This is a genomic window from Microcella alkaliphila, from assembly GCF_004216855.1.
Lineage (GTDB): Bacteria > Actinomycetota > Actinomycetes > Actinomycetales > Microbacteriaceae > Microcella > Microcella alkaliphila.
The window spans coordinates 129,652-153,409 of the sequence record NZ_SGXT01000016.1 but is presented as its reverse complement, the minus strand read 5'-3'; the positions used below and the strand labels follow the sequence as shown (position 1 = coordinate 153,409).

General features: G+C 71.0%; 22 protein-coding genes. 14 read left to right on the top strand and 8 right to left on the bottom strand.

Annotated elements, in window-relative coordinates:
* Positions 1-15: 15 nt before the first annotated feature.
* Entirely contained in the window at positions 16-1,425 is a 1,410-nt protein-coding gene (locus EV140_RS09430; RefSeq protein ID WP_130283304.1) for a sensor histidine kinase, read from the bottom strand.
* A 396-nt stretch (positions 1,426-1,821) separates the two neighbouring features.
* On the opposite strand from EV140_RS09430, the gene EV140_RS09425 reads away from it, so the two are divergent.
* Genes EV140_RS09425 through EV140_RS09415 form a run of 3 tightly spaced genes read left to right on the top strand, consistent with a single transcriptional unit; the run spans position 1,822 to position 4,514 of the window.
* Positions 1,822-2,334 carry a DUF6993 domain-containing protein gene (locus tag EV140_RS09425; protein ID WP_130283302.1) on the top strand — a complete coding sequence of 171 codons (513 nt, stop codon included), beginning with the start codon at positions 1,822-1,824 and terminating at the stop codon, positions 2,332-2,334.
* Positions 2,335-2,339: 5 nt separating this feature from the next.
* The gene (ettA, locus tag EV140_RS09420) at positions 2,340-4,022 is read left to right on the top strand and encodes an energy-dependent translational throttle protein EttA (RefSeq protein WP_130283300.1); all 1,683 of its coding nucleotides are present in this window, start codon (positions 2,340-2,342) and stop codon (positions 4,020-4,022) included.
* A 15-nt stretch (positions 4,023-4,037) separates the two neighbouring features.
* Complete coding sequence (locus tag EV140_RS09415) at positions 4,038-4,514, top strand: acyl-CoA thioesterase (RefSeq protein WP_130283298.1); 477 nt, start codon at positions 4,038-4,040, stop codon at positions 4,512-4,514.
* Between the two features lie 23 nt (positions 4,515-4,537).
* Here the strand turns inward: EV140_RS09415 and ykgO are convergent, their stop codons facing one another.
* Positions 4,538-4,660, bottom strand: coding sequence for a type B 50S ribosomal protein L36 (gene ykgO, locus EV140_RS09410; protein WP_130283296.1), 123 nt, complete (start codon positions 4,658-4,660; stop codon positions 4,538-4,540).
* A 55-nt stretch (positions 4,661-4,715) separates the two neighbouring features.
* Here ykgO and EV140_RS09405 point away from each other — a divergent pair, with 55 nt between their 5' ends.
* Positions 4,716-5,726 (top strand): GTP-binding protein, encoded by a 1,011-nt coding sequence (locus tag EV140_RS09405; protein ID WP_130283294.1) that lies wholly within the window; start codon positions 4,716-4,718, stop codon positions 5,724-5,726.
* Between the two features lie 10 nt (positions 5,727-5,736).
* Here the strand turns inward: EV140_RS09405 and EV140_RS09400 are convergent, their stop codons facing one another.
* Positions 5,737-6,621, bottom strand: a complete 885-nt coding sequence (locus tag EV140_RS09400; RefSeq protein WP_130283292.1) for an acyl-CoA thioesterase — start codon at positions 6,619-6,621, stop codon at positions 5,737-5,739.
* Positions 6,622-6,641: 20 nt separating this feature from the next.
* On the opposite strand from EV140_RS09400, the gene EV140_RS09395 reads away from it, so the two are divergent.
* Positions 6,642-7,331: a DUF8185 domain-containing protein gene (locus EV140_RS09395; protein WP_130283290.1), complete on the top strand. Its 690-nt coding sequence runs from the start codon at positions 6,642-6,644 to the stop codon at positions 7,329-7,331.
* 10 nt (positions 7,332-7,341) lie between these two features.
* Here the strand turns inward: EV140_RS09395 and EV140_RS09390 are convergent, their stop codons facing one another.
* A complete protein-coding gene (locus EV140_RS09390) occupies positions 7,342-9,000 on the bottom strand; it encodes an FAD-binding dehydrogenase (protein ID WP_130283288.1) in 1,659 nt (552 codons plus the stop codon).
* A 197-nt stretch (positions 9,001-9,197) separates the two neighbouring features.
* Here EV140_RS09390 and pdhA point away from each other — a divergent pair, with 197 nt between their 5' ends.
* The 4 genes from pdhA to EV140_RS09370 are packed head-to-tail and all read left to right on the top strand — an operon-like array spanning position 9,198 to position 13,636.
* Entirely contained in the window at positions 9,198-10,328 is a 1,131-nt protein-coding gene (gene pdhA / locus EV140_RS09385) for a pyruvate dehydrogenase (acetyl-transferring) E1 component subunit alpha (protein WP_130283286.1), read from the top strand.
* Positions 10,328-11,365, top strand: a complete 1,038-nt coding sequence (locus tag EV140_RS09380; RefSeq protein WP_130283284.1) for an alpha-ketoacid dehydrogenase subunit beta — start codon at positions 10,328-10,330, stop codon at positions 11,363-11,365. Before pdhA ends, EV140_RS09380 begins: the two co-directional genes overlap by 1 nt.
* A complete protein-coding gene (locus EV140_RS09375) occupies positions 11,365-12,762 on the top strand; it encodes a dihydrolipoamide acetyltransferase family protein (RefSeq protein WP_130283282.1) in 1,398 nt (465 codons plus the stop codon). Before EV140_RS09380 ends, EV140_RS09375 begins: the two co-directional genes overlap by 1 nt.
* A gap of 4 nt (positions 12,763-12,766) precedes the next feature.
* Complete coding sequence (locus EV140_RS09370; RefSeq protein ID WP_130283280.1) at positions 12,767-13,636, top strand: class I SAM-dependent methyltransferase; 870 nt, start codon at positions 12,767-12,769, stop codon at positions 13,634-13,636.
* Positions 13,637-13,835: 199 nt separating this feature from the next.
* On the opposite strand, the gene EV140_RS09365 is transcribed toward EV140_RS09370, so the two are convergent.
* Positions 13,836-14,924: an NADH:flavin oxidoreductase/NADH oxidase gene (locus EV140_RS09365; RefSeq protein ID WP_130283549.1), complete on the bottom strand. Its 1,089-nt coding sequence runs from the start codon at positions 14,922-14,924 to the stop codon at positions 13,836-13,838.
* Between the two features lie 62 nt (positions 14,925-14,986).
* On the opposite strand from EV140_RS09365, the gene EV140_RS09360 reads away from it, so the two are divergent.
* The 5 genes from EV140_RS09360 to EV140_RS09340 all read left to right on the top strand — a co-directional run bounded on the left by EV140_RS09360 (position 14,987) and on the right by EV140_RS09340 (position 20,568).
* Complete coding sequence (locus tag EV140_RS09360; protein ID WP_130283278.1) at positions 14,987-15,853, top strand: NAD(P)H-hydrate dehydratase; 867 nt, start codon at positions 14,987-14,989, stop codon at positions 15,851-15,853.
* The gene (locus EV140_RS09355) at positions 15,799-17,190 is read left to right on the top strand and encodes a glycosyltransferase 87 family protein (protein ID WP_198674412.1); all 1,392 of its coding nucleotides are present in this window, start codon (positions 15,799-15,801) and stop codon (positions 17,188-17,190) included. Before EV140_RS09360 ends, EV140_RS09355 begins: the two co-directional genes overlap by 55 nt.
* Complete coding sequence (locus EV140_RS09350) at positions 17,187-17,519, top strand: thiamine-binding protein (RefSeq protein ID WP_130283274.1); 333 nt, start codon at positions 17,187-17,189, stop codon at positions 17,517-17,519. Before EV140_RS09355 ends, EV140_RS09350 begins: the two co-directional genes overlap by 4 nt.
* 144 nt (positions 17,520-17,663) lie before the next feature.
* Entirely contained in the window at positions 17,664-19,217 is a 1,554-nt protein-coding gene (locus EV140_RS09345) for an HNH endonuclease signature motif containing protein (RefSeq protein WP_130283272.1), read from the top strand.
* A gap of 49 nt (positions 19,218-19,266) precedes the next feature.
* A complete protein-coding gene (locus EV140_RS09340; RefSeq protein WP_338418546.1) occupies positions 19,267-20,568 on the top strand; it encodes an MFS transporter in 1,302 nt (433 codons plus the stop codon).
* 14 nt (positions 20,569-20,582) lie between these two features.
* On the opposite strand, the gene EV140_RS09335 is transcribed toward EV140_RS09340, so the two are convergent.
* From EV140_RS09335 to EV140_RS09325, 3 genes are read right to left on the bottom strand one after another with little or no spacing between them, the layout of a single operon-like run.
* Entirely contained in the window at positions 20,583-21,257 is a 675-nt protein-coding gene (locus tag EV140_RS09335) for a response regulator transcription factor (RefSeq protein ID WP_096422137.1), read from the bottom strand.
* Positions 21,258-21,296: 39 nt separating this feature from the next.
* Positions 21,297-22,562: a hypothetical protein gene (locus tag EV140_RS09330; RefSeq protein ID WP_130283270.1), complete on the bottom strand. Its 1,266-nt coding sequence runs from the start codon at positions 22,560-22,562 to the stop codon at positions 21,297-21,299.
* Positions 22,559-23,716 carry a sensor histidine kinase gene (locus EV140_RS09325; RefSeq protein WP_130283268.1) on the bottom strand — a complete coding sequence of 386 codons (1,158 nt, stop codon included), beginning with the start codon at positions 23,714-23,716 and terminating at the stop codon, positions 22,559-22,561. Before EV140_RS09325 ends, EV140_RS09330 begins: the two co-directional genes overlap by 4 nt.
* Positions 23,717-23,758: the final 42 nt, after the last annotated feature.

The following is a 23,758-nucleotide window of genomic DNA, read 5'->3' as shown; positions in this document are numbered from 1 at the left end:
AACTGCGCCCCCCGATCAGGGGTGGCGCACGTCGCCCAGCCCGGCCTCGGCGCCCAGTCGTTGAAGCTCTCCGGTCACGGCTTGCAGGTGTTCGAGCACGGCGTCGAGCGTGGCCTCCGCCCGCGCCGGGTCGCTGTTCACCATCTCCGCATGGAAGTTCAGTGCCATGACGCAGGCGGCGAGGCGTCCCTGGATGGGCCCGTGCATGAGTTGCGCCATGCGCTCTCGCGCCAGCCGCGAGCGTTCCGCCCTTTGTCCGCGCACCGCGTCGAGTTCGGCGCTCGCCGCGCGCAGGGCTGCACTGTCGTCGGCGTTCGCGTCAGCGACAATGAAGGCGACCGAGTACAGGGTGTGGGCGAGCGCGAGAGCCAGCAGGGTGAGGGGGACAACCGGCCGATGTGCCGACGACCACACGCTGGGCGGGATCACTGCGAGGATCACCGCTGCGGCGGCGACGGCGACCGATTGCAGAATCACCGTTGCCCGGAGGTGGGTCATCCGTTTGCCCCGAGAGGCGCGCTCGGCAAACAGTGCGGGGAGCGCAGCCAGCAGGATGCCCGAAGCGGTCACCGCGAGTGCGACCTGCAACGCCGCGATCGGCCCGTAAATGCGCACGGTGTCGGGGACGACTCCGACGAGCGTCGCCAGGGTGACGAGCGCGGCTATGCGCGCCGGCGGCACGGTGGTGATCTCGAAGGCGCGGCGGAAGGTGACCCGTTCTGCGCGCTCCAGCAGTGCCGGCGACGTGTCGGGGGTGTCTTCCCCCTCGACGAGCTCCGCCGTCTCGTCGTGCACGCGCGAAATTCGCATGCTTAATTCGGCCGCCGTCGACCCGGTGATGCGGCGTCGGGCGGCGTTGAGGCTCTCCTCGAGGTCGGCTAGAACGGGCGTGAGCTGGGCGGTGACGGTCGCGAGCAGTCGCGCCTGCAGTTGCTGCGATGTCTCCTCGCCCTCCGCGCGTTCGGTGAGCAGAGCATCCGTCGTGATGTCGCGCGCCGCGAGCAACAAGCGTCGCTGGTCGAGCTGCGCGACCGCGAACACTGTCACCGGCACCCAGAGCGCACTGACGCCGAGCCAAATCAGCGTGTCGATGATCAGAGACGACTGTTCTGCGTACCCGACCGCGGTCACGGCGTGGGCGACGGCCGCACGCACGACGCACGCGAGGATCCACAGAGTGGCCACGACGCCCACGTGGAGGATGCTGCGTGTGCGGCGGAGAATCGCGCCGACGCCCACCACCACGAGACCGACCGCGATGTGCTGCACCGTCGCCGAGCCGACGCTCCACCACACGCTGTCGGGGCGAAGCGCCTGGTCGCGGTAGACGACGAACAACAGCGTGACCGGGTAGAGGCCGGCCCAGATCGTCCAGTGCGTCGACCAGGCACCACCGAAAGCCGCGCGTGCGCTCAGGCTCGACATCGGTGGGGGTCCTTCCGCCGGTAGCGGTTCGGCTATGTCCGTGGCTCACGGTACCGCGAGTGCGCGGCCGTGAAAGAGAAGCGGCCGTCCCTGGCCCCACCCGAAGAGGCCAGGAACGGCCGATGTGTCTCAGGAGCTTTCGTCCGACCCGAACGGTCGAAAACCCCTGTCACGGTTGCGGCCCCCCGGCGATCCCCCGATCGCCTGTCCGCTGTTCCTGAGATGAGTCTGCTCCGGCAGTGTGATGGGTGCAAGCGTCTGCAATTGTTCGTGTTCGGATATCGAATACGCCGCTCGCCGCCCGTGTTTTTTTGCAGCGACTGTCGTGTACTAATCCCGGCGCTCGCGCCCACGCCGCGACCGTAGACTCGACGGGTCACCCGGGAAAGGGGCCCCATGCTTCGTCGGTCCGCGTCGCGCACGGCGCTCGCCGGTGCGCTCGTCGCGGTCGCGGCGCTCATCACCGCGGGATGCACGCCCTCCTCCCCGACAGACCCTCCGTCGACCGCCGCGCCGCTTCCGACCTCGACGGCCTCGCCCGGCGAGCCGGGCGGCCCCGACGTCGACCCGTCGGAGCCGGCCCCCGAGTTCGTCGAGGGAGGGAGCGCCGCCGACAACGCGCCGTTCGCCCGTTTCGTCGTGCAGCAGGGCGCGGACGCGGTGGGCGAGCGCCCGAGTTCGGCCCAGGTGGCAGACGCGCTCAGTACCGGCGGTTTTGACCGCGCTGCGCTCGAGGTGACGGCTGACCGCACCCCGCTCGGGATGGCTACCGATGTCATCTCCTTCGCCGTGCGTATCGATGACGACTGCATCATTGGCGAGGTGCGCGGCACTGCAGTCACCACAACCGTTGTGCCCGCGCTCGCAACCGGCCGGTGCCTTGTGGGGGCTGACGCCTCAATAGACTGAAGCCCATGGCCGAATTCATCTACACCATGGTGCGCGCCCGCAAGACGGTGGGCGAGAAGCTGATCCTCGACGATGTCACGATGTCGTTCTATCCCGGAGCGAAGATCGGCATGGTGGGCCCGAACGGGGCCGGTAAGTCGACCATTCTGAAGATCATGGCGGGGCTCGACACCCCGTCGAACGGCGAGGCGCGGCTCTCCGAGGGCTACTCGGTCGGCATCCTCATGCAGGAGCCCGAGCTCGACGAGTCGAAGACGGTGCTCGAGAACGTGCAGGACGGCGTGCGCGAGCTGTACGACAAGATCACGCGCTTCAACGAGATTTCGGCCGCGATGGCCGACCCCGACGCCGACTTCGACACGCTGCTGGCAGAGATGGGCGTGTTACAGGAGGCGATTGACGCCGCGAATGGCTGGGACCTCGACTCGCAGCTCGAGCAGGCGATGGATGCGCTGCGGTGCCCCCCGGGGGACGCCGTGATCACGCACCTGTCGGGTGGTGAGAAGCGCCGCGTCGCGCTGTGCAAGCTTCTGCTCGAGAAGCCCGACCTCCTGCTGCTGGATGAGCCCACGAACCACCTCGACGCCGAGAGCGTGCTGTGGCTTGAGCAGCACCTGCAGAAGTACCCCGGCGCCGTCATTGCGATCACGCACGACCGGTACTTCCTCGACCATGTCGCCGAGTGGATCGCCGAGGTCGACCGTGGTCGCCTGTACCCCTACGAGGGCAACTACTCGACCTACCTCGAGAAGAAGGCCGAACGCCTGAACGTGCAGGGCAAGAAGGACGCGAAGCTCGCGAAGCGTCTCGCCGACGAGCTCGAGTGGGTGCGCTCGAACGCGAAGGGTCGCCAGGCGAAGTCGAAGGCGCGGCTCGCCCGCTACGAGGAGATGGCGGCCGAGGCCGAGAAGACGCGGAAGTTGGACTTCGAGGAGATCCAGATTCCCGCCGGTCCGCGGCTGGGCTCGATCGTGATCGAGGCGAAGAAGCTGCACAAGTCGTTCGGCGACCGCACCCTGATCGACGGTCTGTCCTTCAGCCTGCCGCCGAACGGTATCGTCGGCGTGATCGGCCCGAACGGTGTGGGAAAGACCACGCTGTTCAAGACGATCGTCGGTCTCGAAGAGTTGGATGGCGGCGAACTGAAGGTCGGCGAGACGGTCAAGATCAGCTACGTCGACCAGTCGCGCGCGAACATCGACCCGAACAAGACCCTCTGGGAGGTCGTCAGCGACGGGCTCGACATCATCACGGTCGGCAAGACCGAGATTCCGTCGCGCGCGTACGTGTCGAAGTTCGGCTTCAAGGGCCCCGACCAGCAGAAGAAGGCCGGCGTGCTCTCCGGTGGTGAGCGCAACCGTCTGAACCTGGCTCTCACGCTCAAGGAGGGCGGCAACCTGCTGCTGCTCGACGAGCCGACGAACGACCTCGACGTCGAGACGCTGCAGTCGCTCGAGAACGCCTTGCTCGAGTTTCCCGGCTGCGCCGTGGTCATCACGCACGACCGGTGGTTCCTCGACCGCATCGCCACGCACATCCTCGCCTACGAGGGCACGGAGGAAGACCCGGCGAACTGGTACTGGTTCGAGGGCAACTTCGAGGCGTACGAGGCGAACAAGATCGAGCGACTCGGCCCCGATGCGGCTCGCCCACACCGGGTCACCTACCGCAAGCTGACCCGCGACTAGGGCGCGACAACTCGCATGTCTCGCGTGAGCGTCGACGTGCCCGTGCGCTGGAGCGATCTGGATGCGTACGGGCACGTCAACAACGCCGCCTTCCTGACTCTGCTGGAGGAGGCGCGCATCAGTGCGTTCTGGGTGGGACCAGACGCCGTGCATCCCACGGCCGTCCTCCAGTCCGGGCCCGAGGCTCTGCAACACACGGTGATCGCGGCGCAGCGCATCGAGTACCGCCGCGAGATTCCGCACCTGCGCGAGCCGCTCGAGGTCTCGCTGTGGATCGCGCGCATGGGAGGGGCGAGCCTCGAGGTGCACTACGAGGTGCTTCCGCCGCGCGCTGTCGGTGACGCCGACACCGGAGACCGTGCCCCGTACGCGATAGCCGCGACCACGCTGGTACTGGTCGATGCGGCGACCGGCGCGCCCACGCGCATCCCGCCCGCGGTGCGGGAGGTGTGGCAGCGCTACACGGACGAGCCGGTCGCCTTCCGCGGCTGAGGCCCGCTGAGCGCCGAGCCGGACTAGCCCTGGCGCGCCTTAAAGCGCGGGTTCTGCTTGTTGATCACGAAGACGCGTCCGCGGCGGCGCACAACCTGCGATCCGGGCATCTTCTTCATGCTCTTGATGCTGGTGCGAACCTTCATCGCCACTCCTCGCTATAGTGATAATCGTTATCAGTAAGCTAGCACGAGGAGTTCGATGCCCGTCCCGCCCGTCTTGGTCACGCTCGTCACCGGGCCGAACCGCGCACCGCGCGCCGAGGCTGCCGCGCTCGTCGCCGACCGTGTCGGCGAGTGCCGCACGAGCGACGGATCCGGCATCGACATCGACGCTCTGATCGCGCGTATTGAGGATGCGGTGCCCGACGCGATGCCGCACTCCGCACCCGTCACCCTTGCCCTCGGCATCGACGATGCGCACGACCCCGCCGACGTCGGCTTCGCTCTGCACGCCGCCCTGGCGGCCCGCGAACCGAGTGAGCGCCCACTCCACGTGCGAGACGTCATCGCCGTCGTGCGCGGCGACGAGCTCGACCGGCTCCTGCACCCCGGACGTGACACGGGTGACGGAACCTCTGCGCAGGCGATTGCAAACCGCGTCGAGTTCGCCACCGCCGTGATCGTGGTCGGTGACGCGCCGGCGCGCGCCGCCGACCTCGCCTATGCGCTGAACCCGCGCGCACCCATCCTGCTGGTCGACCGACCCGCGTCGGTCGGCGCCTACCGATTCCGACGCCTCATCCGCCCGCCGGTCGACGACCTCGCCTCCGAGCAGGGCTGGATGCTCGCCCTCAGCGACCGCGCACCGCGCCTTCCATGCGGGGTCGACTCGGTCGTGTTTCGCGACCCCCGGCCCTTTCACCCCGGCCGCCTCGACGAGGTCGTGCGGGTGTGTCTTACGCCCGAGCACGCCGGCACGATCTGGCGCTCGCGCGGTGTCGTGCGCCTCGCCTCCCGGGCCGGATCGGTCGGCTCCTGGTCGAGCGCTGGAGCGCACCTGAACCTCGACCCGACCGGCCTGAGCGACGACGAGCCCGACATCATCAGCGGGCAGGAGATCGTCTTCCTGGGGGAGCGGCTGCGTGAGCGCGAGATCACCCGCGCGCTCGGCGCGGCCCTGCTCGCCGACGACGAGCTAATCGCCGGCCCCATGGAGTGGGCAGGCTATGTCGATCCGTTCCCCGCGTGGGGCCGGGGCCACGCGCACTGAGGCAGGGTGGCTACGCCTGGCGCGGCACCCGCACCATGCCCTCCTGCGCGACGGAGGCCACGAGCATCCCATCGCGGGTGAAGATGCGACCGGTCGAGAGTCCGCGGCCGCCGATGGCGTTCGGCGACTCCTGCACGTAGCAGAGCCAATCGTCGACGCGCGCGAAGCGGTGCCACCACAGGGCATGGTCGAGGCTCGCCATCTTGAGCCCCGGCGTCGCCCACGAGTGGCCGTGCGCGCGCAGGATCGGCTCGAGGATCGAGTAGTCGCTCGCGTAGACGAGGGCTGCGCGGTGCAGGTCGGGGTCGTCGGGCAGCGCCGACAGCGCGCGGAACCACACGGCCTGGTGCGGAACATGCTCGCCGTCGACGCGGAAGTAGACGGGCCCCGGCGCGTGCCGCAAATCGAACGGCCGGGAGCTCGCCCAGAACTGCGCTGTCGGGTGGTCGATCGGCTCGAGCACCTCGGCCGCGCTCGGCAGCTCTTCCGGCTGCGGGAGACCTTCCGGCATTGTCGCCTGGTGGTCGAGCCCCGGGTCGTCGTCTTGGAACGACGCGATCATCGAGAAAATCGGCACACCGTTCTGGTACGCCTGGCTGCGCCGCGTCGAGAACGACCGGCCGTCGTGGATGCGGTCGACGCTGAACGTGATGGGCTGGGCCACGTCGCCCGGCCGCAGGAAGTACCCGTGCATCGAGTGCACGCTGCGGTCGGCCTCGACGGTGCGCATGGCGGCGAGCACCGACTGGGCGGCGACCTGGCCGCCGAACACGCGCCCGTGCGGCATCCACTGGCTGGGGGCGGTGAAGATGTCTTCGCTCGTGCGCGCAGACGTCTCGCTGAGCGTGAGGGCGGCGAGCATGGAGGCAACGGGGTCGCGTTTGTCGTCGTTCATCGCCCCGTAGTCTAGAAGCGATGCCTGCGTTCGTGACTCTGGGCAGCGCCGCGGCGCTGCGCGACCTCGGCACGCTCGCGGCCCGCGCTCTGCGCCTCGACGAGGCCGGTTCGATGCGCGTCATCGCCGACTCAGGTGTGCTTGCCGCCTACGTCGCCGTCATCGCGCCGAAGGGCCTGCTCGACCGCAGCCCGACCGTTTTAGGGTTGCGCACGCTCGCGGCCCCCGAGGGGTCCGTCGACGCCGTCGTGCCGTTGCGCTCGCTGAACACCCGGGTGGATGCTCGCCTCACGCAGGTCACGGACGACACCGCTCCCGTCGACCTCGCTTTGCCCACGCCCGTGCACTCCGTGAGCTGGGCCGCGATCTCGCCGCCCCGCGGCGGCTGGCAGCGCATGGCGCCCGTCGCGGTGTCGACCCTGCGGCGGACAGCGTCGGAGGGCATCGCCGAAGTGGCGGCCGCGGTGCCTGACAATCCCGGGCAGGCCCTCGTCGACCGCGTACGTTCCGAGGTGTGGGGTCGCCCGATCGACGGCCACGACCACCTGCCGGCCGGCGCGGCTTTTGCGGCGGAGAGCCTCGCCTTTCTCGGCGACGAGTCGGAGGGTGCCGACGACGAGCAGGTGCAACAGTTCGCCTCAGGGGCGTGGCTGCGGCTCACGTCGCGCCGCGGCCACGTGCTCGTGAAGCCCGTCGCCTGGAGCCTGTAGCCGGCCGCGCTCATCCGCGCGCGATGGCCCGCCCCGCCCGCAGCCCCGTGTGCAGGCAGCCGCCGAGGAACGTGCCCTCGAGGGAGCGGTAGCCGTGCACGCCTCCGCCGCCGAAGCCCGCGGCCTCGCCGACCGCATGCAGCCCGCGGATCGGTGACCCGTCTGCGTCGAGCGCCCGGCAGTCGAGGTCGGTCTGGATGCCGCCGAGGCTCTTGCGCGTGATGACGTGCAGACGCACGGCGATGAGCGGCCCGTGTTTCGGGTCGGCGAGCTGGTGGGGGCGGGCGACCCGGATGAGCTTGTCGCCGCGGTACGTCCGCGCGCCGCGGATCGCGGTCAGCTGGGCGTCCTTGCCGAAGCTGTTGGCGAGCATCCGATCGCGCGAGGCGATCTCGTCGCGCACGCGGTCCGTATCGAACGGCACGCCCGGTTCGAGGGCGGCCATGCGCTCAACGAGCTCGTCGACGGTGTCGGCGACGATGAAATCTGCCCCCTGCCGCTTGAACGCCTCGACCGGCTCCGTCGCTCCCTTCCCGAGGCGCTGCCGCACCAGCTCGCGCACGCTCTTGCCCGTCAGGTCGGGGTTCTGCTCGCTACCGCTGAGCGCGAACTCTTTTTCGATGATCGACTGTGTCGTGACGAACCAGCTGTGGTCGTACCCGGTGTGTCGCAGGTGCGCGAGCGTGCTGAGGGTGTCGAAACCGGGAAACAGGGGGGTCGGCAGTCGTCTGCCCGTCGCGTCGAGCCACAGGCTCGACGGCCCCGGCAGAATCCGAATGCCATGCCGCTGCCACACAGGCGCGTAGTTCTCGAGGCCCTCCACGTAGTGCCACATGCGGTCGCCGTTGACGAGTCGCGCACCGGCCGCCTCGGCGATGCCGAGCCCGCGCCCGTCGACGTGTTCCGGCACGCCGCTGAGCATGCGGGTCGGGGGAGCGCCGAGCCGCTTCGGCCACGCGGCGCGCACGAGGTCGTGGTTGCCGCCGATGCCCCCGGAGGCGATCACGACCGCATCGGCGTGCAGGGCAAAGTCGCCGACGACGTCGCGATTCGACGGCGCGCCGCGCTCGGCATCGTCGGGCGCGAGGATGCTGCCGGTCACCCCGTGAACGCGCCCGTCGGTCACCGACAGCGCATCGACGCGGTGGCGGAACGTGAGGGTGACGAGCCCCTCGTCGACGCCGCGCCGCACGGTGCGGATGAACGGCTCGAGGATGCCCGGTCCCGTGCCCCACACGATGTGAAAGCGGGGCACCGAGTTGCCGTGCCGCGTCGCCGTGTCGCCGCCGCGCTCGGCCCAGCCGACGACCGGGAAGAGGCCGATGCCCTTTTCGCGCAGCCATGCGCGCTTCTCGTCGGCAGCCCACGCGAGGTAGGCCTCCGCCCACGCCCGTGCGTGGTCATCTTCCGGCCGATCGAAGCCCGCCGTGCCCACCCAGTCCGCACGCGCGAGCTCGAGCGAGTCGCGGATGCCCATCCGGCGCTGTTCGGGGCTGTCGACGAGGAACAACCCACCGAATGACCACCAGGCCTGCCCGCCGAAGGTGGCCTCCGGCTCCTGGTCGACGATCGTCACGCGTTTACCGGCGTCGACCAGCTCGGCCGCCGCCACGAGGCCAGACAGGCCCGCGCCGATGATGATCGCGTCGGATTGATCGGTCTCGGTCATAGAGAAGTCTCCGCATCGTTGGGGCCCCGGCCAGTATGCCGCGAAGCGCGTGCCCGGCTTGTCGCGGGAGCGCTTCGGGGATACCGTCGTAGGTAGCCTCGGGCACCGTCGCCCGGGTCAGTTTCCGCCACAAGTGGGAACTGTGAGCGTCACCGCGCACCGACACACCAGTCGCGAGCGGTGGATCGGAGGAGCCAATGCCGTCGTCCCTGTCCGAATCCCGCGAGTCGCAGCCGCGCGCATCCGCGCCGCACGACCGCCCGGTTCAGCTGCTCGACCCCTCCGGTCGCCGAGTTCCGCACGCTCCCTACGACGACTACGTCGCCGACGTCTCGGGCGACCAGCTCGCGAGTCTCTACGAAGACCTCGTGATCGTGCGTCGCCTCGACGTCGAGGCGACCGCGCTGCAACGCCAGGGCGAGCTGGGTCTCTGGCCGCCGCTGCTCGGCCAGGAGGCTGCTCAGGTCGGCTCGGCCCGCGTGCTGCGCCCCGACGACTTCGTGTTCTCGAGCTACCGCGAGAACGCCGTCGCCTACTGCCGCGGCGTGAAGCTCACTGAGATGCTGAACGTCTGGCGCGGCACCGCCCTCTCGGGCTGGAACCCCTACGAGGTGGGCATGGCCACCCCCGCGATCGTCATCGGCACGCAGGCCCTGCACGCTATGGGATACGCGGTCGGCGCGAAGCTCGACGGCGAGGACTCGGTCGCGGTCGCCTATTTCGGCGACGGCGCCACGACCCAGGGCGACGTGAACGAGGCGATGGTGTTCGCCGCCTCCTTCCGCGCCCCCGTCATCTTCTTCTGCCAGAACAACCAGTGGGCGATCAGCGAACCTGTGACCCTGCAGGCGCAGCGGCCGATCGCCGACCGGGCACCCGGCTTCGGCATTCCCAGCGTGCGGGTCGACGGCAACGACGTGCTCGCCGTCATGGCCGTCATGCGCCGTGCCGTCGAGCAGGCCCGCGAGGGAGGCGGCCCGACGTTCATCGAGGCGATCACCTACCGCATGGGCCCGCACACGACCTCCGACGACCCGTCACGCTACGTTGACCCGCTCGAGCGCGAAGAGTGGGCGGGGCGCGACCCGCTCGCGCGCGTGGAGGCGCACCTGCGGGAGGCCGGCGGCCTCGATGACGCGCTCGCCGCATCCATCGCCCGCCGCGCCGACGAGGCGGCCGCCGAATTCCGAGCGGGATGCACGGAGCAGGTCGACCCACCGCCTCTGACCATGTTCGACCACGTGTACGCCGAGCCGCACCGCGGCGTCGACGAGCAGCGCCGCCAATTCGGCGAGTACCTCGAGAGCTTTGAGGAGGGCGTGAACTGATGGCCGAGATGACTCTGGCAAAAGCACTCAACGCGTCGTTGCGGCGCTCGCTCGCGCACGACGACCGGGTGCTCATCATGGGCGAAGACATCGGCACCCTCGGCGGGGTCTTCCGAGTGACCGACGGGCTCAAGGCCGAGTTCGGGGGCGACCGGGTCATGGATATGCCGCTCGCGGAATCCGGCATTCTCGGCATGGCCGTCGGGCTCGCGTTCAAGGGCTTCCGACCGGTCGTTGAGATCCAGTTCGACGGCTTCATCTACCCGGCGTTCGACCAGATCGTCACCCAGGTGGCGAAACTCCACTACCGCACCCGCGGGAACGTGCGCATGCCCATCACGATTCGCGTACCGTTCGGCGGCGGCATCGGGGCGGTCGAGCATCACTCCGAGAGCCCGGAGGCCTACTTCGCGCACACGGCCGGCCTCAGGGTTGTGACCTGCTCGACGCCGCAGGACGCGCACACGCTGCTGCAGCAGGCGATCTGGTGCGACGACCCCGTGCTGTTCTTCGAGCCCAAGCGCCGCTACTGGACGAAGGGCGAGGTCGACGAGGACGCCCTCGACCGCGACGACGTGCTGCCGATGGGCTCGGCCCGCGTCGTCGTGCCCGGCTCGGACGTCACGCTCGTCACCTACGGTCCGCTCGTGGCAACCGCGATCGACGCCGCGGCGGCCGCGGCAGCGGGCTCGGGCGGCGGAGACGCCGACACCGTCTCGATCGAGGTGATCGACCTGCGCTCGCTCGCCCCGGTCGACGTCGACACGGTCGTCGCCTCGGTCGCGAAGACCGGGCGGCTCGTCATCGCGCACGAGGCCCAGCGCACCGGCGGAATCGGCGCCGACCTTGCGGCCGAACTCACCGACCGCTGCTTCTACCACCTCGAGGCGGCACCCCAGCGGGTCACCGGCTTCGACATCCCCTACCCGGCCTCGCGCCACGAAGAGCACTTCCTGCCCGACCTCGACCGCATCCTCGACGCGGTCGACCGCACCATGGGCAGACGGCCGGCCCTCTACGCGGGGGCGGTGCTCTGATGGCGACCCGCGAGTTCCGCCTGCCCGACCTTGGCGAGGGGCTCACCGAGTCTGAACTCGTCGAGTGGCACATCAGCGTCGGCGACACCGTGACGCTCAATCAGACGATCGCCGACGTCGAGACCGCGAAGGCCGTCGTGCAGTTGCCGTCGCCCGTCGCCGGCGTCGTCACCGAACTGTGCGCCGAACCCGGCGAGACGGTGCGGGTCGGCACGCCGATCGTGCGCTTCGAGGTGGGCGGTGGCGACGCCGCACCCGCGTCGGTCCCCGACGCGCCCGCGGCAAGTGCGTCCTCCGCAGAGCCCGCGGCCGCGGCTCCGGCCGAGCCCGAGCGCCAGTCGGTACTCGTCGGCTACGGGCCCGCCGCGGCCTCCGGCAGGGCGCCCGCGCGGAAGGCGCGGAAGGGGGCGTTCATGCCCGCCGCGACGAGCATCCCGGACGCCCCGGCCGCCGTCGCGACCGCGACCCCGTCCGCGCCGGCAGCCAGCACCCGCACCCTCGCGACCCCGCCCGTGCGGAAGCTCGCGCACACCCTCGGCGTCGATCTCGCCCAGCTCACCGGCTCCGGGCCGCACGGCCTCGTGACCCGCGACGACGTGCAGCACGCGGTGTCGGCGCCGAGCGCGCCGAGCGCCCCGGCCTCCTCGAGTGCACCGTCGACGGGCGACCGTGCCGCCTCTGGCCCCTCACCAGCGCGTGCGGGCTACCCGGCCGAGCGTCGCACTCCGATCAAGGGCGTGCGCAAGGCGACGGCGCAGGCCATGGTCGACAGCGCCTTCACGGCGCCGCACGCGAGCGTGTTCCTCACGGTCGACGTCACGCGCACGATGAAGCTCGTGAGGCGGCTCACCGAGGCGGGCGACCGCGCCTCGCTGCTCGCCGTCATCTCGAAGGCGGTGTGCTTGGCGGCTGCGGCTCAGCCCGCACTGAACTCCCACTGGAACGACGACGCCTCCGAGATCGTCGAGTGGGGTCACGTGAACCTCGGCATCGCGGTCGCCGCGCCACGCGGGCTGATGGTGCCCGTCGTGCGCGACGCACACGCGAAGACGGTCGCGGAGCTCGCTGACAGCATCGGAGATCTGGCGCGCACCGCGCGGGCCGGCGAACTCAGCCCGCAGCAGCTGAGTGGCGGCACGATCACCATTTCGAATGTGGGCGTCTTCGGCATCGACGCCGGGACGCCGATCCTCGTGCCCGGGCAGGCGGCGATCCTCGCGACCGGTGCCGTGCAGCGCCGTCCGTGGGAGCATCGCGGAAAGGTGCGCCTGCGCGACGTCATGACGCTCAGCCTGTCGTTCGACCATCGGCTCGTCGACGGCGAGCAGGGGGCGCGCTTCCTCACCGACGTCGGGCGGATGCTGACGGACCCGGCGACCGTGCTGGGGCGGGTGTAGCGCCGTGAACGCGGCAACCGCATCCCGCTCGTCGAGTTCTGCGGCGGGCGCGCCGCGCCGCAACCACTTCGACGCACCGAGCGTTCCCGAGAACTATCACCGCTACCTCGATCCCGTCCTCTTCGAGCCGTGGGCTCACCGGCTGGTGCGCCTCGCGCGCCTCACGCCCGGCGCGACGGTGCTCGACGTCGCCGCCGGCACGGGTGCCGCCTCGCGGGCGGCGGCCGCGGCCGTCGGTGAGTCCGGTCGCGTGATCGCGTGCGATTCGAGCGCCCGGATGCTCGACTACGCCATCGAGGACGCCGCGCCCGGCCGCGCCCCCATCGAAGCGCTGGTCGGCGACGCGACCGCCATCAAGCTGCCCGACGACAGCGTCGACGCCGTGCTCTGCCAGCAGGGGCTGCCCTTCATGGCCGACCGGCGGGCCGCCCTCGCCGAGTGCCGGCGTGTGCTGCGCCCCGGCGGAGTGCTCGTCGTCGCCGTGTGGGCAGAGGGCGAGCGGCTCGACCCGTTCGACGCCTTCGCCGACGCGCTCACCGCTGACGCGGCCGCGGCAGGCACCCCGCGCACGATCTCGAACGCAGCGCTCACCATGTCGGTGGCCGACGTCGTCGACGCGCTGGTGGGCGCGGGGCTATCCGAGGTGCGTGCGGCGCGCGAGTCGCTGCCCGTGCGCTGGCCGAGCCTCGACGCCGAGCTGAACGGGCTGTTCGGCACCCCGTTCGGCCCCGTCGTCGACCGCTTCGATGACGACCGGCGTTCGGCGCTCATGCGGTCGCTGCGCCTCATGTTGACGAGCGGCGACGGCGCGACCGTCGACCACGTGACCACCTCGGTGCTCGGCCGGGCGGTGAAGCCGGCCCGAGCATCCTGAGCCCCGGACGGTGAAGCCGGCCCGAACTTCGAGATCGCCCGTGGTGCGAGTGTCGCCTGGCCCCGGTTCGACCGATGAGCCGCGGCGTGGCGCGCTTCAGTCGCGGCGTGTTATGCGAACCACCGGGGCGACGCGACACCCAGTGGTTGGTGGCGCAGAGAGTTGGCGGCGCAGGGGCGCAGGGGCGCCGCGCTGACCGCTACACGTTCGCGCGCACGTACTGCGGCGGCCAGATGTCGGCGCCTTCGTCGAACTCGACGCCGAGTTCGCGGGCAAATCGCAGCGGCGCGTGTGGGTCGCGCATGAACTCGCGGCCCATCATGATCGCGTCGGCCTTCCCCTCGCGCAGGATCTGCTCCGCCTGCTCGGCGGTCGTGATGAGTCCGACGGCGTTGACCGGCACCTCGCCGTGCTCGCGGACGTGCGCCGCGAGCGGCACCTGGTAGCCGGGCCCGACGGGGATCGGCGCGCGCACGAGCCCGCCGGATGAGATGTCGAACAGGTCGGCTCCGGCCTCGAGCGCCCAATGGGCAACGGTCGCCGTCTGGTCTTCGTCCCAGCCGCCCTCGGTGTAGTCGGTGGCGCTGAAGCGCACGAGCACCGGCACGTCGACGGTGGCGCGTACGGCCCGCACGATGTCGAGCAGGAAGCGCGCGCGGTTCTCGAGTGAGCCGCCGTACTCGTCGCCGCGCTCGTTCGACAGCGGCGACAGGAACTGGTGAATCAAGTAGCCGTGGGCGGCGTGAATCTCGACGAGGTCGAAGCCGGCCTCGACGCTGCGACGCGCGCCGTCGGCGAACGCCTGAACAAGCTCCTGGATGCGCGAGGCCGACAGTGCGGCGGGCGTCGCGTATGGCTCGAACGCAATCGCGCTCGGCGCCTCGGTCACCCAACCGCCCTGCTCGACCGGCACCGTGCCGCGTCCGGCGTGCCCGCCGGCGAGCGTTCCCCACTCGGGATAGACGCTCGCCTTGCGGCCCGCGTGGGCGAGCTGGATCGCCGCGGCCGAGCCCTGGCTGTGGATGAAGTCGGTGACCCGCTTCCACGCGGCGGCCTGCTCGTCGTTCCAGATGCCGGTGTCGTGCGGGCTAATGCGCCCTTCCGGAACGACGGCGGTCGCCTCGGCCATGACGAGGCCCGCACCGCCGCGGGCGAACGAGCCGAGGTGCACGAGGTGCCAGTCGGTCGGCATGCCGTCGGCGTTCGTCGACGAGTACTGGCACAGCGGCGACACCCACAGGCGGTTGCGCAGGGTCAGCGATCGGAGGGTCAGGGGGCTGAAAAGCATCGAATCCACGCTTTCATCCAAGCGGACGGCGGCTGAGCGTATTCCCGCCGTAGGGTGGGCGCATGAGCGGTGAGGCTGGGACGTTCGGGGTGTCAGATGCGGCCGCGTGCATCCGCGTGCCCGAGGATTCCGACGACAAGTACGCGCGCGGGGTGCTCGGCGTCGTTGCCGGGTCTGACCGATACCCGGGCGCCGCGGTGCTCGCCGTCGAGGCGGCACTGCGTACGGGGCTCGGCATGGTGCGCTACCTCGGGCCGCGCCGCGCCGCCGATCTCGTGCTCGCCCGCCGCCCGGAGACCGTCACGGCTGCGGGCCGCGCGCAGGCGTGGCTGATCGGCTCAGGACTCGACGACTCCGGTGAGACCGACCCGCTCGCGGAGCACCGCGTGAGCGTCGCCCTGGAGGCGGGCGCCCCGCTCGTGCTCGACGCCGGAGCCCTGCCGCTCGCTCGAGACCCGCGCGCCCGTTCCGTGCCGCGCGTGCTCACTCCGCACGCGGGTGAGCTCGCCCGACTCACCGGCGTCGACCGCGCCACCGTCACGGCCGACCCCGAGCGCGCCGTGCGCGACGCCGCGGTCACGCTCGACGCTGTCGTACTGCTGAAGGGCGCCACGACGCGCATTGCCACTCCCGACGGCCGGATGCTCGTGGTCGCGGAGGCGACGCCCTGGCTCGCCACCGCCGGCGCCGGTGACGCGCTCGCGGGCATCCTGGGAGCGCTCGTCGCAACGCACGCGCGCGACCTCGCGCTCAGCGAGATCGCACGCGGTGCGGACCACGACCGGCTGGCCGAGCTCGCCGCCGCCGCGGCGATCGTGCACGGGCGGGCGGCGCTGCGCGCCTCGGCGGGCGGGCCGCTGACGATTCTTGACCTGTGCGCGGCCGTGCCAGCCGTCATTCGCGGGCTGCTCGACGGGAGCGAGCGCTGACCCGGGAGCGAGCGCTGACCCGGGCGCGCCTCAGGGCGCTGGGCGCGCATCCCGTCGCCCTCATCGGCGGCTTCGTCGCGGTGCACGCCTGGTTGGTCGCCGGAAACCTGCTGCTGCCGGGCTTGCCGCTCGGCGACGTCCAGCTGGTGTACCCGTTCTGGGCGGGGCTCGGCATCACCGGCGAGGGCTGGGTCGGCATCGACACGGCGTGGGTGTACCCCTACCCGGCGCTGCTGCCGATGCTCGCCGTGTTCCCGTTTGGGCAGGGGCTTGCCGGGTCGCTCGCGTGGCTGCTGCTCATGTCGGCGCTCAACGCGATCGCGCTGGTGGCGCTCGCGGGCGTGCAGCGCGACGTGCGCCGGGTCGCCGCGGCCTGGTGGTGGCTGGCGTTTCTCGCCGTGCTGGGCCCGATCGCGCTCGGCCGCATCGACGCGGTGACGGCCGCGCTCGCGGTTTCGGCGGCCGCGGTACTGGCGGAGCATCCGCGCTGGGCGGGCGCTCTCATGGCGGCGGGTGCCTGGGTGAAGGTGTGGCCGGGGGCGCTGCTGCTGGCCGCGGTCGTCGCCGCTCGACGCTGGGTCGACGTGTCCCGCGGCTTCCTCGGCGTCAGCGTCGTGGTGATCGGGGTGGGCGTGCTGCTCGGCGGTGGGTGGGCGCTCCTCAGCCCGCTCACCGAGCAGACCGGCCGTGGCCTGCAGGTCGAGTCGCCGCTCGCTCTGCCCTGGATGTGGCTCGCGGGCCTCTCGGGCAGCGGCGCGGGCGTTCGCGGGGCCGGTGCCGACCGGTTGGCCGTCATCGCCTACGACACCGACATTCTCACCTGGCAGGTGTCGGGGCCGGGCAGCGAACTCATGGCGGCACTCGCGACCCCTGTGCTCGCCGCGGTTGTGCTGGGCGTGCTCGCCCTCGGTCTTCTCGCGCGTCGCCGCAAGGTCGCCGAGCACCTACTGTTGCCCGCCCTCACGCTCGCCCTCGTGGCCGCGCTGATCACGGTGAACAAGGTCGGATCTCCGCAGTTCGCGACGTGGCTCGCGGCGCCGATCGTGCTCGGCATCCTCGCCCGCGCCGACGGAGGCGTGCGGTTCCGCGTGCCCGCGACGATCGCGATCGCCGCCGCGGCACTTACGCAGGTGATCTACCCGGTCGAATACGGCGCCGTCTTGAGCGCCGAACCCTGGATGCTCGTGGTGCTCACCGTCCGCAACCTCGCATACCTCGCGCTGCTCCTGTGGGCGACCTGGATGCTCGTGGCTCTCGCGCGGGGCAGGATGGGGGCGGACGGCGAGGCGCGCTCGGCGCCTGTCGCCGTCGCGGACGTGGAAGGAGCATCCCCATGATCGTCGCCTTTTCGGTCGCCCCGTCGGGCGGCAGGGCCGGTTCGGAACCCGACTCGGTGCACGAGGCGGTGGCGGCCGCGGTGCGCATCGTGCGCGAGTCGGGGCTGCCGAACCGCACGTCGTCGATGTTCACCGAGATCGAGGGGGAGTGGGACGAGGTCATGGACGTCGTGCGCCGCGCCACGGAGGCCGTCGGCGAGTACGGTACGCGGGTCTCGCTCGTGCTGAAGGCCGACATTCGGCCGGGGCGCGTCGGCGAGCTGAACGGCAAGGTGGCGCGGCTGGAGGCGGCGCTGGAGGGTGGCGACGGGGCGGACGACACGCCGTAAACGGGGGTTGTCGCGGCCGTCTGGCCTGTAGCTGTGCGGTGTTTCAATGCGGTCTCATGCCGCTCGGCAAGGTTATCCCCAGCCCGCGCGCCCGCGGCCGGCCGCCGCCCGCCGGATGTCGGTGGTCGCTGGTTCACTTCACTCATGGACGCCCCCACCGCCACCCCGAGCTTCGACCGCCACGCCGTGGTCAACCGGTTCGGGGTCGCGGTGCCCCTCGCCGATCCCGACGGCGAGCGCGAGCAGCAACTGCTCGACGACCTGATCGAATTGCAGGCTCGTGAGTCGCTCATCGAGGCGCGTCGCGCGCGCACGATCGAGCAGTTGCGCGCACTGACCGAGCGCCGCGTTGCCGCAACAGCCGCTGCGCGATCCGCATCATCAGGCGCTGATTCTGCGGATGCACGCCGCGGCGCCACCTGGACGCCCCGCTTCACCGCCCGCCGCGAACTCGCCACCGAGCTGGCCACGCTGCTGCGCGAGTCGGAGCGCACCGCCGAAACCCGCATCGCGCACGCCGAGTTGCTTGGCGCCCAACTGTCCGAGACGGCCGACGCCCTCGAGCGCGCAGTCATCACGCCGCGTCATGCTCAGTTGATCATCGACCGGGCGTGCGACCTACCGGCCGAGACGCGGGCCGAGTTTGAGCGACTGGCGCTATCCGCAGCAGAGCGCATGGGCGTCGGCCCATTCGCGCGACGGCTGCGGCGGCTTCGCGAACTGATGCACCCCGAACCGATCGAGCAGCGGGCCGAGACGGCCAGCGCCGAACGGTGGGTGGCGGTCGAGCCCGCCGCCGACGCGATGGCCTACCTCACCGCCTACCTGCCAGCCGTTGACGCGGTGGCGATCCACGACCGGGTGAACGACATCGCGCGCCACCTCGCCGGGGACGGCGAGACGCGTACCGCGGCCCAGCGCCGTGCCGACGTCTTCACGGCACTCCTCGTCGCGGGAGAGGTGCCGGGCGGTTCGTGCGACGCGTTCGGCTGCGACGGCGCGGCCTCGTCCCCCGGCACGAGCGGCGATTCCGGCCGGGTGCCGCTCGGCCACGGCATCAGACCCCGCGTCTCGATCACGGTTCCCGCCCTGACGCTGCTTGCCCGTGCCGGCGTCGACGTACCCGCCGACGCCCGGGCGGCGCACCTGGAAGGCTACGGTCCTATCGACGACGAGACGGCTGCGCGGTGGGCGGCTCGAGCACCGAGCTTCCGGCGCATCCTCACCGACCCCCACACCGGCGCCGTGCTCAGCGTCGGCCGCGAGCGCTACGCCGTGCCCGCCGACCTGGCCGCCGCCCTCCGGGTGCGCGACGACACGTGTCGGTTCCCCGGCTGCGTGCGGGCCGCGAGCGTTTGCGAACTCGACCACACTGTCGACTGGGCTCACGGGGGCGAGACCTCCGCCGACAACCTTGCCCACCTGTGCCGGTCACACCACCAGCTGAAGCACCGAACCTCGTGGAGCGTGAAACACCTCGGCGCCGGGCGCCTCGAATGGACATCGCCGCGCACGCGCGTCCACGTGACCGAACCACCGGGCTTCGACGACCCGCCGCGGGTGCGAAGCACTGCGCGAAAGGCGACGGAGGCGAGACCTGTGCGGTCGCGCGAACGCCGCGACGACGGCAGCCCGCCTCCCCGACCGCGCCGACAATTCGGGCCGAGAGCGCCGCTCCCCGACGAACCACCGTTCTGAGGCTCCGGGGAGGGGCACCCCACTCGAATCGATTCGATAGGCTGAACAGGTGACAACGCCCTCCGTGCCGGCCGGATCCGTGCCGACCGAGTCCGTGCCGACTGTGCCCACGCCGACGGACGCGGCGACCCACCGAATTCCGGCCCTGTCTCGCCGCCGAACGATCGCCGCGCTGCTCGCCCTCGCGCTCGGCGGCTTCGGCATCGGCGTCACCGAATTCGCCGCCATGGGCCTGTTGCCCGACATCGCCGCAGACCTCGTGCCGGGCCTGCTCGCCACCGACCCCGACGCCGCAATCGGACTCACCGGCTGGGTCATCACCGCCTACGCCCTCGGCGTCGTCGTCGGAGCCCCGACGATCGCGGCGATCGCCGGGCGGTTCCCCCGCCGCGGCCTGCTCGTCGCCCTCGCCGTCGCCTTCACGCTCGCCACCCTTGCGACCGCCGCACTTCCCACCATCGAGGGCGTGATCGCCGCCCGCTTCATCGCCGGGCTCCCGCACGGCGCCTACTTCGGCGTCGCCGCGCTCGTCGCCGCCGAACTTATGGGCCCCGGCAAGCGCGGCCAGGGCGTCGCGCTCGTGCTCGCAGGCCTCACCGTCTCGACCGTGATCGGCGTGCCGATCATCACCGCGGCCGGCCAGGCCGCCGGCTGGCGCGCCGCCTACCTGCTCGTGGCCGCCGTCTTCGCGGCCACGATCCTCGCCGTGCGCATCCTCGTTCCGCCAATCGCCGGCGACCCGAACTCGACGATCCGCCGCGAACTGGCGGCCTTCGCGCGCCCCCAAGTCTGGATCGCCGTCTCCGTCGGCGCCATAGGCTTCGGCGGCTTCTTCGCCGTCTACAGCTACATCGCGCCCCTCGCGACCGAGGAGGCCGGCTTCTCCGCGGCCGCGGTGCCGTGGCTGCTCGCCAGCACGGGCGTCGGCATGACCCTCGGCAACCTTCTCGGCGGTCGCCTCGCCGACGGCGGCGCCACGCGCGCCGTGTTCATCGCCTTCGCGGGCCTCGCCGCGGCGCTCACCCTCACAGGCCTCGCGGGGGGCACGCCGGTCGGCGCCGCCATCGGCACCTTCACCGTCGGATTCACCGCCGCCGCCCTGTCCCCGATCATCCAAACGCGCCTCATGGATGTTGCGGGCGACTCCCAAACGCTCGCCGCGGCCCTCAACCACTCGGCCCTCAACCTCGGCAACGCGCTCGGCGCGTTCCTCGGCGGGCTCGTCGTCGTCGCAGGGTTCGGCTACCTCGCACCCGCCTGGGTGGGCCTGGTGCTCGCCGCGATCGGAGTCGGCCTCGCACTGCTGAGCGTCGTGGTTGCCCGGGGTGAGGGCGCGCGGGTGCGCGGCTAGACCGGTTTCGTCGCCTAGACCGGGCTCGCCCCGGTCGGGGTGTCGACGAGAATCCCGTCGTTGATGGCCTGCTTCCGCAGCGCCACCTTCGTGCCGACGTCAATACCGGCAATGCGGTACTTCTCGCGGATCCGCTTGAGGTAGCTCTTCGCCGTCTCCTCCGAGATGCCGAGCTGGTACGCGACCGACTTCACGGGTTCACCGGCGCCGTACAGCGCCATGACGCGCCGCTCCTGCGCGCTGAGGCGCGGCGACCCGCCGCCCTCGCTGGCGTGCAGCGCGAGGTCGAGCTCTGTCGAAATGAACGACTCGCCCTGGCGAGCGGCGCGGATCGCCTCCACGATCATCCCGGCGTCTTCGCTCTTCACGAGGTAACCGAGCGCGCCCGCGTTCAGCGCCTCGCGCACCACGTTCGGCTCGGAGTAGGTGCTCATGAGCACGACCCGCACGCCGGTCGACTTCAGCGTCTGAATCTTCAGCGATACGGGGATGTTGTCTTTGAGGTCGAGGTCGAGAAGCACCACATCGACCGGGAACTCGGGGTGGGCGAGCAGCTCTGGCCAGCTCGCCACCGCCGCCACCATGTCAATGTCGTCGGCGGCCTGACGGATCCACTCCGTCAGAGCCCCCAGAAGCATGCGGTGGTCGTCAACGATCGCCAGACGGATCGACGGGTTCGCGGATGCCATGCGGTGCCCCTCCACAGGTTCGTCGGCTCGCGTGCCCGGTCAGGAGGGCCGGGCGGCGTCAGCCGGGTTCACGACCACGCAGTCCACCTCGATGCGAAGCGAGCCCTGGGCCGTGGTGTCACTGTAACGCCCGACGCGGTCGAGGGCTTCCCACACACCGGGGTCGACACGATTCCGTTTCATTCCTGAGACACGGATCGCGATGGGGACGATCGTCCGGTCGCCGCCGGTGGAGACCGCCCCGCCCACCATCGGGCCGAGCTCGACGGCAATGGTGCGCGCGGGCGCCACTCCGACCGGGTCGGTCGACAGTAACCACAGGGCCGCCAACAGGGCGTCGCGCTGCACGTCATCGAGCAGACCCGCAAGCGTCCCCGGATCACTGACCGTGACGTGACGGCCGAGGTGATCCGACTCAGTGATCGCGTGGAACAGCCACGTCTCACGCCTGCCCTGCACGAGGTGCAGGCGCAACTCCGTCGCGAGCGAGGATGCGCGCGACGCAAGCGATGGCGGGAGCGGAAGGGGAGCATCCCCCGTGGCCACCGCGTCGAGGAGCTCCTCCGCGTCATAGTCAAGCCGCGCGAGCTCCTCGCTGGCGAGCATTCCGACGGCGAGCCGCGGCGCCGTGACGGTCGACTGCACGAGTACTCGATCCAGTTCGCGTCGCAGAATGCGTTCAAAGCCCGCAACGAGCATGACGCCGATGATGCCGGGCGACACCGCGAGGGCGACGGCGGTCACCTGATACGGAATCGTTACGGGCGTGAGCGGGGTGGTCAGCACGATCGCCACGACGAAGGCGACGCCCAGCAGGCTGGTGGCGACCAGCACCTCCCAGCGTGATCGCAGCGTCACGATGACGAGCAGGACGAACCCCGCCGAAATGGATGCGCTGGCATTGCGTCCCACGTCATTGAACGGCGCAATAGCCACAAAATCGAGCCAGACGACGGCGCCGAGGGCGACGAGGAAGAACGCGTACAACCAGTCGGGCAGCCGCTCGCCCGTCGCGGAGATCGTCACGATGATGCCGAGGAAGGTGACGAGCAGCAGGGTCCACGCCGAGACGGCGGGCAGCAGGCTCGCGTAGGTGTCGGCGCGCGCCAGGAAGATGCCGAGGCCGAGCATCGACTGCAGCGCTGCGACGATCGCGATGCCGATGCCGAGGAAGCCGCTGCCGAGCGCGGACACGTGCGTCGAGGTGGGGGAGCCACGGCGGGTCGACGAGCGGGCGCCGGCCGGGCGGATACGGGCACCGAGGGTTCGCTCGTCGGGCGCCGCCGACGCGTGCTTGCCGCTCATCGCGGCACCTCGAGAATGACGGTGGTGCCGGCCCCGGGGGTCGAAAACAATCGCGCATTTCCGCCGACGTCCCGCAGCCGGGCGATGACCGACTCGGCGACGCCAAGCCGCCCGACCTCGACCTCGTCGAGGGAGAATCCCACCCCCGCGTCGGTCACCACGGCGCGCAGGGTGTCGTCACTCTCGGTGATCGTGACGTCGGCGTCGGTGACACCGGCGTGCCGGCGCACGTTCTCGAGACACTCCGCCAGGGCGAACAGGAACGCATCGAGCACGTCGCTGCGCAAGAGAACCTGGCCGGTACCGTGCCAACGCACTTCGAGGCCCATGCGGAGGAAACGCTGCTTGACGCTTTCCAGCGTCGTGCCAAGCGTCGACTCCGACACGGGTTCGAGGTTGTACGAGCCCGAGAACCGCGGCATGGGGGTCGAGCCGAGCCGCAACTGGCGCAACAGGCGAGCATCCTCTGTCGCCTGCTGGCGGAGCGCATCAGCGCTCACGCCGACACCCGAGTGGGCGAGCAACGTCAGGGTTGCGAGCACCGTGTCGTGCAGCAGACGCGCGCTCTGCCGCCGCTGCGCCTCCATCTCGCTCGCCTGGCGCTCCACCTGGTGGGCCCGCCCGATTCCGTCGATGCGCACGAGCGAGCGCTGCACGCCGACCGTCACCCAGATGCCGATGATCATCGTGATGGTCCAGCCGGCGAGCGTCGCGATCGCCGCTGTGGAGAAGAAGCCCATTGTGGGGCCGGCAAGGGCGACGAGGAAGGCCGAGCCGAGCGTTCCGCCCGCCCAGAGCAGCCAGCGTGGCTGGCTCTCGCTCAACACGATGCCGACGGCGCCGATGCCGACGGCGCCGAGCGGGGCGAGCGCGATCGGCAGCGACACCGACGTGTTTCCGCCGAACGGCAGTTGCGCGACAGCGAGTGCTGCGAGGCCGAGCACGATCGTGAGCGCCGGCCAGCCGACGTGCTCGCTGCGGCCGACCATAATGAGCGCGCCTGCCTGACCAATGAGCAAGATCATGACGGATGGCAGCAGATCGGGGTCGACGATGCCCGGCAGCGACAGACAGAACGCCGCGATGATGAGGCCCGAGAGCCCGATCGCGCGCGCCGCCCGCTGCAGCAGACTGCGTCGTTCGCGCTCGATCACAGGGTCAGTCTGTCATCCTGCGTCCCGTGCGCCCCGGCGCCG